The sequence below is a fragment of the Pseudomonas sp. BP01 genome (assembly GCF_022760795.1).
Lineage (GTDB): Bacteria > Pseudomonadota > Gammaproteobacteria > Pseudomonadales > Pseudomonadaceae > Aquipseudomonas > Aquipseudomonas putida_Q.
This window is the reverse complement of record NZ_JAFBKA010000054.1, coordinates 1-16,825: the sequence shown is the minus strand read 5'-3', so window position 1 is coordinate 16,825 and position 16,825 is coordinate 1. Positions and strand designations below refer to the sequence as shown.

General features: G+C 60.8%; 9 protein-coding genes and 2 rRNA genes. 5 read left to right on the top strand and 6 right to left on the bottom strand.

What is annotated here, in order from left to right:
- Window positions 1–100: ribosomal RNA gene (rrf, locus tag JOY50_RS28215) — 5S ribosomal RNA — on the top strand; the annotation flags it as partial.
- 109 nt (window positions 101–209) lie between these two features.
- Window positions 210–325 (top strand): 5S ribosomal RNA (rrf, locus tag JOY50_RS28210).
- Between the two features lie 67 nt (window positions 326–392).
- Here rrf (JOY50_RS28210) and JOY50_RS28205 read toward each other — a convergent pair.
- The 4 genes from JOY50_RS28205 to JOY50_RS28190 all read right to left on the bottom strand — a co-directional run bounded on the left by JOY50_RS28205 (window position 393) and on the right by JOY50_RS28190 (window position 5,239).
- Window positions 393–2,807 (bottom strand): TonB-dependent siderophore receptor, encoded by a 2,415-nt coding sequence (locus tag JOY50_RS28205; protein ID WP_310738295.1) that lies wholly within the window; start codon window positions 2,805–2,807, stop codon window positions 393–395.
- Between the two features lie 165 nt (window positions 2,808–2,972).
- Complete coding sequence (locus tag JOY50_RS28200; protein WP_132847075.1) at window positions 2,973–3,929, bottom strand: FecR family protein; 957 nt, start codon at window positions 3,927–3,929, stop codon at window positions 2,973–2,975.
- A 4-nt stretch (window positions 3,930–3,933) separates the two neighbouring features.
- Window positions 3,934–4,437 carry a sigma-70 family RNA polymerase sigma factor gene (locus tag JOY50_RS28195; RefSeq protein ID WP_132847076.1) on the bottom strand — a complete coding sequence of 168 codons (504 nt, stop codon included), beginning with the start codon at window positions 4,435–4,437 and terminating at the stop codon, window positions 3,934–3,936.
- A 112-nt stretch (window positions 4,438–4,549) separates the two neighbouring features.
- On the bottom strand, window positions 4,550–5,239 hold the full coding sequence (locus JOY50_RS28190) for a GntR family transcriptional regulator (RefSeq protein ID WP_019471023.1): 690 nt from the start codon (window positions 5,237–5,239) through the stop codon (window positions 4,550–4,552).
- Between the two features lie 205 nt (window positions 5,240–5,444).
- Here JOY50_RS28190 and lapG point away from each other — a divergent pair, with 205 nt between their 5' ends.
- Both lapG and lapD read left to right on the top strand, forming a co-directional pair.
- Window positions 5,445–6,206 (top strand): cysteine protease LapG, encoded by a 762-nt coding sequence (gene lapG / locus JOY50_RS28185; RefSeq protein WP_192902568.1) that lies wholly within the window; start codon window positions 5,445–5,447, stop codon window positions 6,204–6,206.
- A 10-nt stretch (window positions 6,207–6,216) separates the two neighbouring features.
- Complete coding sequence (gene lapD / locus JOY50_RS28180) at window positions 6,217–8,163, top strand: cyclic di-GMP receptor LapD (RefSeq protein WP_243056152.1); 1,947 nt, start codon at window positions 6,217–6,219, stop codon at window positions 8,161–8,163.
- A 146-nt stretch (window positions 8,164–8,309) separates the two neighbouring features.
- On the opposite strand, the gene JOY50_RS28175 is transcribed toward lapD, so the two are convergent.
- Window positions 8,310–9,668 (bottom strand): HlyD family type I secretion periplasmic adaptor subunit, encoded by a 1,359-nt coding sequence (locus JOY50_RS28175; RefSeq protein WP_169725173.1) that lies wholly within the window; start codon window positions 9,666–9,668, stop codon window positions 8,310–8,312.
- Between the two features lie 7 nt (window positions 9,669–9,675).
- Complete coding sequence (locus JOY50_RS28170; protein WP_019471019.1) at window positions 9,676–11,832, bottom strand: type I secretion system permease/ATPase; 2,157 nt, start codon at window positions 11,830–11,832, stop codon at window positions 9,676–9,678.
- Between the two features lie 1,007 nt (window positions 11,833–12,839).
- Here JOY50_RS28170 and JOY50_RS28165 point away from each other — a divergent pair.
- On the top strand, window positions 12,840–16,825 hold a 3,986-nt coding region (locus tag JOY50_RS28165; protein ID WP_243056151.1), incomplete at its 3' end, for a retention module-containing protein.

Below are 16,825 nucleotides of genomic sequence, written 5' to 3'. Positions count from 1 at the left end.
CATTGGAACCACCTGATCCCATCCCGAACTCAGCAGTGAAACGATGCATCGCCGATGGTAGTGTGGGGTTTCCCCATGTGAGAGTAGGTCATCGTCAAGATTCATTTCGCAAAACCCCTATCTGCGCGAGCAGGTAGGGGTTTTGTCTTTAAGTAGGAACTACAGAGATTCGCAGGCACGTCCGAGGGACGGGCCAGCACACCGAATTTCTTGACGACCATAGAGCATTGGAACCACCTGATCCCATCCCGAACTCAGCAGTGAAACGATGCATCGCCGATGGTAGTGTGGGGTTTCCCCATGTGAGAGTAGGTCATCGTCAAGATTCAAATCCAAAGCCCCTGTCTGCAATGCAGACAGGGGCTTTGTCTTTTCCGGGTATCTGATATCGGTCAGAACTGATAGCTGACCGTGGCGCTGACATTGCGTTCTTCACCCATGTAGCAGTAGTTCAGGCTGGCACATGAGGTGATGTAGCTTTCATTGGTAATGTTGTTGGCGTTAAGGCGCACATCTACGCCCTTGAGCCCGACCTTGCCCAGGTCATAGCCGAGCGAGGCGTCAAACAACGTGTAGGAAGGCACCTTCATGCTGTTTTCCGCATCTACCCAGCTGTAGCCCACATACCGCACCCCACCGCCCAGCCGCAGGCCATCCAGAGGCCCTTGGTGGAAGTTGTAGTCAGCCCACAGCGAGAACATCTGTTTCGGTGCCTGGGTTGGCGAATTGCCCTTGTTGTCCAGGCTGCCCGACGTCAGGCTCGGCATCGACCTGGAATACTCGATATCGGTAAAGGTGTAGCCGCCCAGCAGTTTGAGGCTGTCGGTCAGCTGCACATGTGCCTCCAACTCCAGCCCTTGCGAGCGTACTTCACCTACCGGGCGATAGAAGTTTTCGTCAGGCTGCTTCGAGGCCAGGTTTTCCTGCTCAATGCGGAACACCGATGCGGTGAACAGGTTGTCGCTGCCCGGAGGCTGATACTTGATGCCGGCTTCCCACTGAGTGCCCTCTGTCGGTGCCAGCGGGCGGCCTTGCTGGTCGGACACGGTATTGGGATTGAACGACTCCGAGTAGCTGACATAGGGCGCAATGCCGTTTTCGAACAGGTAGAGCACCCCGGCCCGAGTAGTGAACTTGGAGCGTTGATCGTTGACCTTGGTGTCGCTGTCGCGATTTTCTTCGGACACCTTCACCCAGTCCTGGCGAAGCCCCAGGGAGAAGCGCCATTGGTCCAGCTCCACCAGGTCCTGCAGGTACACACCTGTTTGCTGCAAGCGCCGCTGGTAGCGGTTTTCGCCCAGCACCTGAAGGTTGCCATTGCCGTACTGCGGGTTACCGGCGTCCAGCGGGTCGACCGTGCCATAACGCCATGCGACGTCGGCCTTGCGCCGCTGGTAGTCGGCGCCCAGCAACAGGGTATGTTTGGCCGCTCCAGTGAAGAATTCCGCCTGCAGCATATTGTCGATGATGTACGAATGCAGGCGCTCGTCGCCGCCGGTATAGGCGCGGTTGAGGATGTTGCTGTCGGCATCCGCCCAGCCGGCTGAGTACACCTGGTCCATGGACACGTCGGAGTCCTGGTAACGGAAGTTCTGCCGCGCGGTGAACACATCGTTGAAGCGGTGCTCGAACTGGTAGCTGAACGACTGCTGGGTACGTTCGTAATTGTCGATGCCCGGCTCGCCCTCGAAGAAGTGGTCTGACAAGCGCAAGCCGTTGCGCTTGTGCAGCATCCCGTCGGCAGGGTTGCCGCCGTGGTACCCGCCGTTAGGGTCGTGTTGCAGGTAAGCCTGCAGTGTGAGCGAGGTGTCTTCGGTAAAGTCGACGCTGATGGCCGGGGCGATGGTGTAGCGTTCTTCCTTGTTGTGGTCGAACTGGGTGTCGGACGCATCCGCCAGGCCTGTCAGGCGATAAGCGATGCGCTTATCGTCATCCACAGGGCCGCTGAAGTCGAAACCCATGCCACGCTGGCCTTGGGTGCCAACCGTGGTTTGAACCTGATGGTAGGGGCTAAACAGTGGCTTCTTGGTGGTCAGGGCGACCAGGCCCCCTGGCGAGCTTCGCCCATACAGTACTGAAGATGGCCCCTTGAGAATATCGATGCGCTCAAGGAAGTACGGGTCTACCTGCATGGTGCTGTAGGTGCCGTTGTCGCCCATCGACTTGAGCCCATCGACGTAGATGTTATCCACAGAACCGTCATTGAAGCCGCGCATGGCCACATAATCATAGCGATGGGTGGCACCGTAAGGGTTGGTCATTACCCCAGGCGTGTAGCGCATGGCCTGGGCAACGGTCTGTGAACCCTGATCGTCCATCTGCTGGCGAGTAACCACCGAGACGGATTGGGAGGTCTCCACCAGCGGCGTGCTGGTCTTGGTCGCCACCTGGCTGTGTGTGGCGTTGTAACCCTCCATGCTGCCCAGCGCATTGCCGAGGGTGAAGCCACGGATATCGGTGTCTGGCAACGACAGGGCGGCGCCTTGGGGCTGTACCTGCAGCACATAGCTTCGCCCATCCTGGCTGACGGCTTCCAGGCCGCTGCCATTGAGCAGTTGGCGCAGCGCCTGGTCGGTAGCGTACTGGCCCTGCAGGCCGTTTGACTGCATCCCATCGGTGAGCTGAGGCGTACTCGACAGGGTAATGCCGGCCCGGCGAGCGAACTCATTGAGTACGTCGGCCAGTTGACCGGCCGGGATTGCATAGTGATTACTCACTTGCGCTGTTTCAGCCGCTGCGCAAAGTTGCGGAACAGCTGCCAGTCCCAAGGCAGTACCAAACAGAGCTGCACGAATGGCATGGCGCAAGCGTGCTGACTGCAGGACAGGTCGATAATCATTCAAGTCGAAAGTGTGGGTTAACACTGGGTTGATAGACATGAAGGGTCCGTAGGAGTGTTGAGGGCAGAAGGTGTCGCTTACTGTCCTAGCCGGACCGCGATTGAAAACCCGCCATAAATCAACGAGGCCTTGTCAGGCCATGCGCTCGACACGTACCCACCAGCGCGTACGCTGGCTAAGCCTTACGGGCAGTGTCTGCGGCAGCAACTGGATGAGCTGCTCCGGGTCTTCGAGGCGGAAGACCCCTGACAGGCGTAGATCGGCCACCTCGTCGCTGCAGCCCAGGTACCCATGGCGATAGCGGCTGACCTGCGCGAGGAAGTCGGACAGGCGCATGTCCTGGGTAACGATGAGCCCTTCAGTCCATGCCATCGGGTCCATGCCCAGGTGCGCGAGCCGGTGCGCACCTTGAGCATCCAGGCGCCAGTTCTGGCCGCTTTCGATCCACAGCAGTTGGCCATTGCCAGGCCGGTGGACCGCCACTTTGCCGTGGGTGACACTGACACGTGTGCAGTCGTTGTCCTGATAGGCCACAAAGCGTCCTTCGAAGCCTTCCAGCAGCGCGTTGCGGGTTTGAACCAATACTGGATGCCGGGCGTTGCAGGTCATCATCAGCTCTCCCTGCTTCAGGCGGACCATGCGCTGCTGCTCACTGAAGGCCAAGTCCACGGCGCTGCGGGTATTGAGTTGCATCAGTGAGCCATCTGGCAGGGTAAGGACGCGTCGCTCACCGGTGCCGGTGGCATAGTCCGACGCCCACGCACTGATGGCATCGAGGTCCTTCGCCAGCCATGTCGCCGACCCTGCCATGACAACGCCGCCAAGCAGCTTCAGCGCTTGCCGGCGGTGCAGGCGCTGCTGGCTGGTTTCCAGGGTTTGCAACGCCAACCCGGCACCGGGGACGCAGCGCAGGTCAAGGTCTTGATGCAGGTGCATCACCCGTTGCCAGGCCTGCTCATGTTCGTGGTGGGCACTGCGCCATTGCGCGCACTGTTGTTGCAGTGTCGGCTCATGCCCGCTCTCGCGCAGCCGCAGCAGCCACTGGATGGCCTGCTTGACCGCTTTTGCATCAGGGCGTGCGGCAGTCATTGGCTCAGCACTCGTCTTCGTAGCGCAGCACATAGCAATGGTACAGCGCATCAGCGATATAACGCTCCACGGTACGCACTGAGATCCCCATCTGCTCGGCAATGGCCTGGTGCTTCAGCCCCTCGCATTGGGCCAGCAGGAATGCGCGGCGTACCTTGGGTTTGAGGCCGTCGAGCATGCGTGCGATGCGCTCAAGCAACTCCAGCAGCAGCTCGCGGGTTTCGGCCGAGGGAGACTGTGCTTCCGGCACACGGGCCAATGCCTCAAGGTAGGCCCTGTGCAGTTCCTCTCGGCGCCAGTGATCGATGACCAGCCCACGCGCTACCGTGCGCAGAAACGCCCGAGGGGTGTTCAGCTGCAGGTGTTCGTGGCGTTGCAGCAAGCGAACGAAGGTGTCATGGGCCAGGTCTGCGGCATCGGCGGCGTTGCCCAGCTTGCTGCGCAGCCAGGCGTGTAACCAACCGTGGTGGTCACTGTAGAGCGTTTGCACGGAGTCATTGCTGGGCATAGGGGGAGGGTGCTGGCATCAATGGACATGAATGATAATTAGTCTCATTGTTGGCGTGGCACGCTCAATTTGCAACCCGTCTGCTCACGCCGCAGGTAAAGCCAGTTACGAGCTACTGCGCTCGTTGCATATCAAGGTAATTGCGGATCACCCGGGCACCGCTATTGAGGTGCTGTTCCAGCACCGCTACCGCCTCATCCACCAGCTTGTCGCTTGCCGCATCTACCAGTGCGTTGTGATCGTCCTGGGTCAGCTTGCCCAGGCCCATGGATGAAAGATGAAAGCGCAGGAAGCGCTCTTCTTCGTTCAGTTCATTCTCGATCAGGCGCAGCAGCTTCCTGTTCGACGCCTTGCTGTACAGCGTCATATGGAGCAGGCGGTTCAGCCGGCCGAGTTCGGCATGGCGGGTTTCGTTTTCCAGTTGCTGGATATAGCCACGGGCGCTGGCGATGTCGCTGGCATCAAGCAGCGGGATCGACTGGCGCAGCGCTTCGCTCTCCAACAGTATGCGCAGGGCATAGGTATCCACCGCATCCTCGCCAATCAACGGCGCAACCACCGCACCCTTGTGCATCTCCACTTTCAGCAGCGATTGCGCTTCAAGCTGGCGCAATGCCTCGCGCACGGGCATGCGGCTGACGCCAAACAAGGTAGCGAGCTCTTGTTGTCGCACGGCGGTACCCGGGGGCAGGCGGCCATCGAGGATGGCGCTACGCAGGCGTTCTTCGATCACGGCACGGGCCTGGTTTGGCGACAGCTGCTCGCTGGCCAGCACATTGCTCAATTTGATTTTTTCGGCCACGCGACGTCTGCCTCAACGATGACTAAAGTTGGATCCAATGACACTAGTAACAGCTTAGGGGGGTTGTCAAACCAAGGCCCGTATTGGCACGGGCGCCCCAAAAGCGCGGCTATGGTGGATGAAGTCGTCTGTCAAAGGAAGCAGCCTATAGGAGGATATAAACATAAAGTGTAGGCGGGCTGACAGGCGGGTGCATGATTGCAGGGTGCCATTGTTTTTTGCGGTGGCAAGCCGCACCATCGCTGCTTTCGACTGGCCTGAACAGGGCTTCGCAGTGGCGATATCCTGGATGTTCAAAACCGTTGTGCGACGTGTCGGCTTTGCCGCGCTGCTGGGCAGTCTGCTGCTGGGCGGCTTGCACGCGGATTGGGATTTCTCCCAGATCAGCCGCAAGTCGCAGGCCCTGTATGGCCCTCTGGGTGTCGGACAGGGCCGTATCGATGCCTGGCAGAACCTGATGGCCACGCAAAAGCAGGGTACTGAGCTTGAGCGGCTGCAAGTGGTCAACCGCTTTTTCAACCAGCAATTGCGCTATGTCGAAGACATCGACCTGTGGCATGAGGTCGACTACTGGGCCACACCGGTGCAGGCACTGATCAAAGGTGCCGGGGACTGCGAGGACTACGCCATCGCCAAGTATTTCAGCCTGCGGCGCATGGGCATCCCGAGCGAAAAGTTGCGCATCACCTACGTCAAGGCGTTGCGGCAGAACCGGGCTCACATGGTGCTGACTTATTATTCAAACCCACAGGCTCAGCCTTTGGTGCTCGACAGCCTGATGGATGCCATCAAGCCGGCAAGCCAACGTACCGACCTGCTGCCGGTGTACGCCTTCAATGGCGAGGGGTTGTGGCTGACGGGGGCTGCAGGCAACAAGAAGGTCGGTGATACCAAGCGGCTGTCACGCTGGCAGGATTTGCTGAAGAAAATGCAGGCCGAAGGGTTCCCGGCCGAGCCGGTTTACTGAAGGAGCACAGATGTCACTGTTCAAACAATTGCTGTTGGCCATTTGCCTGTTCCTGGTGGTCGCCTTCAGTGGCAGTTTCATGGTCAGCCTGGAAAGCTCGCGCAGCCAGTACGTCAACCAGCTGCGCTCGCACGCCCAGGATGCAGCGACCGCCCTGGCGCTGTCGCTGACGCCGAATATCGACGACCCGGCGATGGTCGAGCTGATGGTCAGCTCGATCTTCGACAGTGGTTACTATGCAAGCATCAAGGTGGTCGACCTGGCCTCCAATGCCGTGTTGGTGGAGCGCCACGCCGAGCCGGACCCTGGCGGAGTACCAGCCTGGTTCGTGCACTTGATCGGCCTTGAGGCCGCCGGTGGCGACGCCATTGTCAGCCGCGGCTGGCAGCAGGCCGCGCGGGTAGAGGTGATCAGCCACCCCATGTTTGCCATTGCCAAACTCTGGCAAAGCGCCCTGGGCAGCTTGGGCTGGTTGCTGCTGTGCGGTGCAGCCAGTGCCGTGCTCGGCGCCTTGCTGTTGCGCCGCCAGTTGCGGCCGCTGGACTACATGGTTGAGCAATCCCACGCCATTGCGCGCCGCGAGTTCCTCAGCCTGCCGGATTTGCCGCGCACACCGGAGCTGCGCCGTGTGGTCCAGGCGATGAACCAGATGGTCGAGAAGCTCAAGGCGTTGTTCACCGAGCAGGCCGAGCGCAGCGAACGGCTGCGTGCGGAGTCCTACCAGGACAGCCTCACCGGGCTATCGAACCGCCGCTATTTCGAAATGCAGCTGAACACCCGGGTAAGCAACCTGGAGGACGCGCGCGCCGGCTACCTGCTGTTACTGCGTGTCCAAGGGCTGGCGGGGCTGAATGCACGCCTTGGCGGTCAGCGTACCGACCAGTTGCTGCAGGCCGTGGGTGAGCAGTTGCGGCGCACCTGTGCCAGTTTCCCGGAAACCAAAGACCTGATTTCCCGCAGCCGCGGTGGCGAGTTTGCCGTGCTGGCGCCGGGCATGGTGCATGAAGAAGCGGTAAACCTTGCCCAGGCCCTGGAGGCAACGCTGCAGAGCCTGCACGAAACGGGCGCCAGTGATATCGACCCGGTGGCGTGTATTGGCCTCGCGCCGTTCAGCCCAGGTGATTCTCCACAGTCTTTGCTGAAGCTCGCCGATGAGGCTTTGGCCCGTGCCGAGAACCAGCCAACGCCGGGGTGGGTATGCCTTGAACAAGGCGTGGCTGCAGTCGCTGCCGATAGCCAGCACGCCTGGCATGAGCGGCTCGATCAGGCGTTCGACAATGGGCATTTCGAGCTGTTCTTCCAGCCAGTGGTGGGTTGCGCTTCGGTGCAACGGGTACTGCATCACAAAGTGATTTCGCGCTTGCAGGATGGCCAGGGTGAGGCACTGCCGGCGGGCCGCTTCCTGCCTTGGCTGGAGCGCTTCGGCTGGATGCCGCGGCTGGACGTGCTGGTGCTGGAGAAAGTGTTGGCGCATCTGCGAGCACATGACCAGGTGCTTGCGGTGAACCTGTCCGCCGCCACCCTGGCCGACCCCAAGGCCCTGCACCGCGTTTTCGAACTGCTGGGCCAGAACGCGGCGCTCGGCCCGCGGCTGGTTTTTGAAATTGGCGAGGAGCAGTTGCCTGAGCAGGCAGCCCTCGAGCAGCTCACCCGGCGCCTGCATGGGCTGGGCTTCGGGCTGGCGCTGCAGCGCTTTGGCGGGCGCTTCAGCATGATCGGCAACCTGGCCCACCTGGGCCTGGCGTACCTGAAGATTGACGGCAGCTACATTCGCAACATCGACCATGAGCAGCACAAGCGGCTGTTCATCGAAGCGATCCAGCGTGCGGCGCACAGCATCGACCTGCCGCTGATTGCCGAGCGGGTCGAGACAGAAGGGGAGCGGCGGGTGCTGCAGGAGATGGGGGTAGGCGGCATTCAGGGGCAGCTGGTAGGTGAACCTGCGCCCTGGCGCTGAGTTCTCGTACTGGCAGTTCCGGCCTATCGCCGGCAAGCCAGCTCCCACAGGTACTGCACCGACTTCAAAGCCAGTGCGGTACCTGTGGGAGCTGGCTTGCCGGCGATAGGGCCAGAGGAGCCACTAGAAAGCAGTGGCCAAACTCATCAGCGCTCGCGCAGCGCTTCCGAACGCGCCTTCATGATCGGCTTGAGCAGGTAGCTCATGATGGTCTTCTTGCCGGTCATGATATCCACCGTCGCCACCATCCCAGGGATGATCAGCAGCGGCTTCTCGTCAGTCCCCAGGTGGCTGCGGTCGGTGCGCAGCTTGATCAGGTAGTAGGTGGTCTTCTTGTCTTCGTCGGTGATGGTGTCGGCCCCGATCTGCTCCAGTTTGGCCTTGAGCCCACCGTAGATGGTGTAGTCGTAGGCCGTGAACTTGACGGTCGCCTCCTGGCCAGGGTGCAGGAACGCGATGTCCTTGGGCAGGATCTTCGCTTCGATGACCAGCGTGTCGTCCAGTGGTACCACTTCGATGATATCGCTGCCAGGCTGGATCACCCCACCAATGGTGTTGACCAGCATCTGCTTGACGATACCGCGTACAGGCGAAGTGACCATGGTACGGTGCACCCGATCGTCCAGTGCCTTGCTGGTGGCCGTGGCCTTGTTCAGCTCGGTGCGCGCCTCGTTCAGTTGGGTCAGCGCTTCGCTGCGGAATTTGCCTCGGGTTTCCTCGATCTTGCTTTGCACCTCGCGGATGGCCGCCTCGGCACGTGGAATGGCCAGCGCAGTGGAGTCCAGCTGGCCACGGTTCTCCACTTCGGCGCGGCGCAGGCGCAGCACTTCGACCTGGGAGATCGCACCGGTTGCCACCAGCGGCTCGGACATGCCGATTTCTTTGCGCAGCAATTCAAGGCTGTTGGCGTACTGCGCGCGTTTGGAGCTGTACTCACGCAGTTCTTGCTGGCGCTGAACCAACTGCTGCTGCAGGCCGCCAATTTCGTCCTGCAGTTGCTGGCGCCGGCTCTGGTACAGCGACTCTTCACTGGCCGCCTGGCTTGGTGCGGCCTTGCGCAGTTCTTCGTCGATCTTCAGCGGGCGGTCCTCTACCTCGGCACTCAGGCGTTCAACCCGCAGGGCCATGGACTGGCGGTCGGCCTCTGTTTCACCAACGTTGGAGGCGAAGCGGGTTTCATCCAGGCGCAGCAATGGCTGGCCGATTTCGACGATCTGACCTTCCTTGGCGAAGATTTCGGCGACGATACCGCCCTCCAGGTTCTGGATCTTCTGCACCTTGGACGACGGAATGGCCTTGCCTTCACCCCGCGTGACCTCGTCGATAGGGGCGACGCTGGCCCACACGATCAAGAACACGAAGAACAGGATCACGCCCCAGATGGTCAGCCGCACAACCCGCGGCGCATCTTCGATCAGGGCCTTATTGACCTCTGGCAGCGGCTGGCCGCCCAGTGAGTCGGAACCTTTGAAGTAGCGCCGCAGGCCATCCTTGAATTGCCCCATATCCAGCTTATGCAACACTGATCTGCCCCTTCTTCAGCGCATCCATGACCGCGGCTTTTGGGCCGTCGGCGACAATCTGCCCGCGATCGATCACGATCAGTCGGTCCACCAGCGACAGCAGCGAGGCACGGTGCGTGACCAACAGTACCGTCTTGCCTTCCACCACGGCTTGCAGGCGCTGCTTGAGGCGCTCTTCGCCGGTGTTGTCCATGGCACTGGTGGGCTCGTCCAGCAACAGGATCTGCGGGTTGAGCAGCAGCGCACGGCCCAGGGCTACGTTCTGTCGCTGGCCGCCGGACAGGTTCTGCCCGCGCTCACCCACTTGCAGCTCGTAACCGTCCGGGTGCAAGCGGGCGAATTCATGCACACCTGCCAGTTCGGCGGCCTGCAGGATCAGTTCGTCCTCGATGTAGCGGGCACCGCTGACCAGGTTGTCGCGCAGGGTGCCGGCCAACAGCTGGATGTCCTGCGGTACATAGCCAATGTTGTGGCGCAGTTCGCTGACGTCGATCTGGCGAATGTCCACGCCATCGACCAGCAGCGAGCCGCCATCGGCCTCGTACAGGCCGACGATGAGCTTGGCCAGCGAACTCTTGCCCGAGCCACTGCGGCCGATGATGCCGACCTTCTCGCCGGGGCGGATGGTCAGGTTGATGTTCTTCAGGGCCAGGTTCTGCTGGTTCGGGTAGGTGAAATCGACCCCGCGGAACTCGACACTGCCCTGCAGTACCTTGCGGCTCAGTGGGCGCTCCTCGAAGTTGCGCTCTTGCGGCAGTTCCATCATGTGGTCTGTGGCCACCATGGTGACCTTGGCTTGCTGGTAGCGGGCAAGCAAGCCGTTGAGCGAGGCCAGTGGCCCGAGCGCCCGACCGCTAAGCATGTAGCACGCCACCAGACCGCCCATGCTGAGGTTTCCGTCGATGATCAGGTACACGCCGACGCAGATCATTGCCACGCCAGCCAGCTGCTGGATGAGCATGGTGATGTTCATCGCCAGGCTCGACAGCACCTTCACGCGCAGTTCCAGGCGGCTGAGGGTGCCGAGGGTCTGCTCCCACATGTACTGGCGTTCGCTTTCGGCGTTGTTGACCTTTACCGCATCCAGGCCGGCCAGGGTTTCGATCAGGCTGGACTGGCGCTCGGAGGCCAGAGCCATGGTCCGCTCCATGGTCGCCATCAGCGGCCGTTGCAAGGCATAGCCGATGCCCAGGGCCAGCGGGAAGGCAATGATCGGGATCCACACCAGGTGCCCGCCAATGATGGCGATGACGATCAGGATAAGGATGGTGAACGGCAGGTCGATGAGGCTGGTCAGGGTGAGTGAGGCGAGGAAGTCGCGCAGGCCCTGGAACTCGTGAATGTTCTGGGCAAAGCTGCCGACCCTGGCCGGGCGGTACTTCATCGACATGCCGACGATGCGCTCGAACAGCGTCGCCGAGATGATCAGGTCGGTCTTCTTGCCGGCCAGGTCCAGGCAAAGGCCTCGCAGCCCCTTGAGGATCAGGTCGAAAATGTAGGCGCCGGCGATACCGATGGCCAGCACCCAGAGCGTTGACGTGGCCTGGTTGGGCACCACACGGTCATACACGTTCATCACAAACAGCGGCGCAGCCAGGGCGATCAGGTTGATTACCAGGCTGGCGGCGATGGCGTCGATATACAGCCACTTGCTGCGCAGCAGGGTATCGCGGAACCACGACTTTGCCCGCGGGATGAGGTTGCCGTGGTTGACATCGAACTTGTGCTGGGGCTGGGCGAAGAATACCCGGCCGCTATAGTCGCTTTGCAGGGCTTCGCGGCTGACATGCACCTCGCCGCCATCGCTCTCGCTGAGCAGCAGGCGCGCAGTGTCTTCGTTTTCCCAGCCCAGCAGGACGGCACTGCGGCCTTCCTTCAGCAGCAGCATCGCCGGCATGGCGATGCTCGGGATCTGTTCCAACTTGCGCTGTAACAGACGCCCTTGCAGGCCAGCTCGGGCGGCTGCGCGAGGCAGCAGCTCGGGGCTCAGGCGCTGTGCGGGCAGCGGCAGGCCGGTGGTGAGCATGACCCGGCTGGCGGGTTTCTGGTGCAGGACACACAGGCTCAGCAGGCTATCCAGCAACGGATCGTCATGCTGACTGCGTGGATCATGGCTGAGTTGGACTCGACTGACTTCAGATTCCACGCGGCGCTCTCTTCATCCTTGTGGTGGGTGGGGTGGGTGTGCCGCCATTAAGGTCTGGCCGGCTCGCCCGGGCGTTCAATGGTGCTGCCAAGCGGTGTGGGTAGGGGCTACGACGCCCTTACGGCTGAGCAGAGGGCCAATGGTCGCCTCGAATCGATACTGAGTAAACAATTGTACGTCGTTCATAGCTACCAGACTGCTCCCGAGCAATGGGTGTTTCATTTTTGATCCGGTACGGCGTACAGGCTGGAGTATTTTCAGCAGCATAGCCCGCCTGCCAGACAGTGAGTGTTGCAGTCGAGGAACAAACTTTAGAGGCGCCAGTAAATGGGCGCTGATTTGTTGACGTTCTTATATGAGCTGATCATTAAAATTCATCGTGCAAAGTCTGTTTGCACGCTCGCGCCCGGTTCAGAAATCGTCAATGGTTTGCCATCATCGCTGTGTAATTATCTGCGCAATCGTTCTCTATCTGTTTGATCTGCGATGAAGCGTTGTCCTAGCCCGAGCGAACTACAACGTCGGTGTCGGCTCGCGCAGGGGTGCAGGCCCGGTATTGCCTGGATTTGAAGTGTCCCGCCGAGAGGTTTCAGGCAAGGTTTGTGCTTGTAGATAAGCGGCAGCCCGGTGGCGTAAAAAATGATCGGAAATTGACGCGTGCAGGCTTTGAGCGTTGCCGATGAGCGGCTGTTCTACGGCAATAAACGCTGGCGCCCAGCGGGGAAAACGTTGCTGAACTTCAGGTTGAGCGAGCTTTCGATGATGTACGACATTTGTCCTCAATCAACGGTTGGCTAAGGTACAAATATCAATGTGACATTACATTGCCGATTGTTTAGGATGGCCTCTATAAGGTCAATAGTTTGGCATTGAAGTAATTCCCAATAGTTATAGACGAAAAATTGACGCAACAAAGCGTCAAGAGATCATCGACATAGTTCCGCCTGCAGTGGCTTGCGAGTGCCGCTCTGGCATGGAAGTACCCATAGGGTCACACGGAGAGTCCAATGAGCAGCGTTGTAGCCATCGTCAAAAGCATTGTCGGCCAGGTTATTGCGGTATCCCCAGAGGGCATCCGTCGTGTGCTCATCGAAGGGGACCGCCTGTTGGCAGGTGAGGAAGTACTCACTGGCCCGGGCGGCGCAGTTACGCTTGAGCTGGCCGATGGCCGTCTGCTTGACCTGGGCCGTGACAGCCAGTGGAGTGCCGATGCGCCTGACAGCAGCACCGACCTGAGCCAGGCGACCGCCCAGGCCGCGCCGTCGGTGGAAGAACTGCAACAGGCGATCGCTGCCGGTGTCGACCCGACTACCGAGCTCGAGGCCACCGCAGCCGGCCCGTCCGCAGCGGGCGGCGGCGCGCTGGGCGGTGGTCACAGCTTCGTGATGCTCGAGGAAACCGCAGGCCGGGTCGACGCTACCGTCGGCTTCCCGACAGAAGGGCTAGGCTTTGCGGCTGTGCTCGATAGCGAAGAGGTTGGCTTGCTGGATACCACCAGCAACAACCAGGTGACTACGCCGACGACAGGCACCAACGTTGCTACCGACCTGATTCTTGGCGCCACTCCTTCCATCAGCGAAGCGGGTGGCGTAATCGTCTATACCGCCACGGTTGGCCAGGCGCCGACCACCAACCTGATCGTCACCCTGTCCAACGGTGCCGTTATCGTCATCCCGGCAGGGCAGACCAGCGGCAGCGTCAATGTCGTGGTCCCGGCAAATGACACGCCTTATATCGACGGTGGCCAGATCTCGGCAACTGTAACGGGTACCACGGGCGGCAACGGCCTGACGGTGACAGTGCCGCAAACGCCGGCAGTCACCCAGGTTACCGATACCATCGACACCACCACTGCGACGCTGACGGCGAATCCGTCGGTGACCGAAGGTGGCGTGATCACCTACACCGTGACCCTGAGCAACCCTGCCCAGACTCCGGTGACCGTGACCCTGTCCAATGGCCAGACCATCACTGTTGAGGCCGGCAAAACCCAGGGCAGTGTCGACTTCCAGACCCCGGCGAATGACGTCTACAACAACGGTTCGACTGTCAGCGTCACCATCGAAAACGCCACTGGCGGTAACTTCGAGCAGCTGACCCCGAACCCGACTCCGGCCCAGACCACGATCAATGACTCGGTCGACACCACCACCGCGACCCTGACCGCTTCGCCAAGCGTCACCGAAGGCGGCGTAATCACCTACACCGTGACCCTGAGCAACCCTGCCCAGACTCCGGTGACCGTGACCCTGTCCAACGGCCAGACCATCACCGTTGAGGCCGGCAAAACCCAGGGCAGCGTTGACTTCCAGACCCCGGCGAACGACGTCTACAACAACGGTTCCACCGTCAGCGTCACCATCGAAAACGCCACCGGCGGCAACTTCGAGCAGCTGACCCCGAACCCGACTCCGGCTCAGACCACGATCAATGACTCGGTCGACACTACCACCGCGACCCTGACGGCTTCGCCAAGCGTCACTGAAGGCGGCGTGATCACCTACACCGTGACCCTGAGCAACCCTGCCCAGACTCCGGTGACCGTGACCCTGTCCAACGGCCAGACCATCACCGTTGAGGCCGGCAAAACCCAGGGCAGTGTCGACTTCCAGACCCCGGCGAATGACGTCTACAACAACGGTTCGACTGTCAGCGTCACCATCGAAAACGCCACCGGCGGCAACTTCGAGCAGCTGACCCCGAACCCGACTCCGGCTCAGACCACGATCAATGACTCGGTCGATAACACCACGGCGACCCTGACGGCGAGCCCGTCGGTGACCGAAGGCGGCGTAATCACCTACACCGTGACCCTGAGCAACCCTGCCCAGACTCCGGTGACCGTGACCCTGTCCAACGGCCAGACCATCACCGTTGAGGCCGGCAAAACCCAGGGCAGCATTGACTTCCAGACCCCGGCGAACGACGTCTACAACAACGGCTCGACCGTCAGCGTCACCATCGAAAACGCCACCGGCGGTAATTTCGAGCAGCTGACGCCGAATCCGACCCCGGCTCAGACCACGATCAACGATTCGGTCGATAACACCACTGCGACCCTGACCGCTTCGCCAAGCGTCACAGAAGGTGGTGTCATCACCTACACCGTGACCCTGAGCAACCCTGCCCAGACTCCGGTGACCGTGACCCTGTCCAATGGCCAGACCATCACCGTTGAAGCCGGCAAAACCCAGGGCAGCGTTGATTTCCAGACCCCGGCGAACGACGTCTATAACAATGGTTCGACCGTCAGCGTCACCATCGAAAACGCCACGGGCGGTAACTTCGAGCAACTGACCCCGAATCCGACTCCCGCTTCGACTGTCATCAGTGACAGCGTCGATACCGTAACCGTAAGCATCGTCAGCAACGGCAATGTGACCGAAGACCAGCAACCGTCCTTTACTGTGAAAGTAAGCCAGGCGCTGGACCGTCCGTTGACCGTAACTCTGTCGAACGGCGACACCGTGACGATCGAAGCCGGTAAGACCGAAGTCGAGTACAAGACCCCGGCTCAGGGCGATGACGTCTATCAAGACGCTGGATCCATCACCCTCAGCGTTACCGACGCTACCGTTCCAGGTGCCACCTTCGAGAAGCTGGAATTGGGTGGCCCGGCTACTGTTGAAACCTCGGACACTATCAGTGAAGTGGTGGCCAAGCTGACTGCTAGCCAGTCGGTCACCGAAGGCGGCGAGATTACTTACACCGTCACCCTGACCAACAAAGACGGCCTGCCGATCAACAACCATTCGGAGCTGTACTTCAAGCTGACCGATGGCACGACGGTCGTTGTGGCCGCCAACAGCACCACTGGCTCGGCCACTGCAACCGCACCGGATAACGTCTATGTCGGCGCTAATCAGCCGGTGGTCAACGCCATCGACGCCGTCAGCGGCGCGGATGCGTGGAAATTCGAAAACCTGAACCTGGACAAGACTCCGGTCAGCACCCAGGTCACCGACGAACCAGGCACCCCGGGCAACGAAGGCGATATCGTCAAGGTCACCATCACCGCCGACCAGACCTCGGTTGCCGAGAACGTCAAACCGACCTTCACCGTGCACATCAACACCGCCCTGGCCCACGACCTGGTCGTGACCCTGAGCAACAACGCTCAGGTCACCATCAAGGCCGGTGAGACCAGCGCGCCGTACACCCACGATGCGCAAGGCGATGATGTCTACAACGATGCTGGCCAGATCAGCCTGGGCATCAACTCGGCTGTAGACGCCACTGGCGCTACCTTCGAGAACCTCGAGCTGGGCGGTGCGGCTACCGTTCAAGTCACCGACACCACCGACGAAGTCGTGGCCAAGCTGACCGCGACCCCTTCGGTCACCGAAGGCGGCGAGATCACCTACACCATCACGCTGACCAACAAAGACGGCCTGCCGATCAACAACCATTCGGAGCTGTACTTCAAGCTGACCGATGGTACGACGGTTGTTGTGGCTGCCAACAGCACCACCGGCTCGGCCACTGCAACTGCGCCGGATAACGTCTATGTCGGTACTAACCAGCCGGTGGTCAACGCCATCGACGCGGTCAGCGGCGCAGACGCGTGGAAGTTTGAAAACCTGAACCTGGACAAGACCCCAGTCAGCACCCAGGTCACCGACGAACCAGGCACCCCGGGCAACGAAGGCGATATCGTCAAGGTCACCATCACCGCTGACCAGGTATCGGTTGCCGAGAACGTCAAACCGACCTTCACCGTGCACATCAACACCGCCCTGGCCCACGACCTGGTCGTGACCCTGAGCAACAACGCTCAAGTCACCATCAAGGCCGGGGAAACCAGCGCGCCGTACACCCACGATGCGCAAGGCGACGACGTCTACCAAGATGCTGGCGAAATCAGCCTGGGCATCAACTCGGCTGTAGACGCCACTGGCGCTACCTTCGAGAACCTCGAGCTGGGCGGTGCGGCTACCGTTCAAGTCACCGACACCACCGACGAAGTCGTGGCCAAGCTGACCGCGACCCCTTC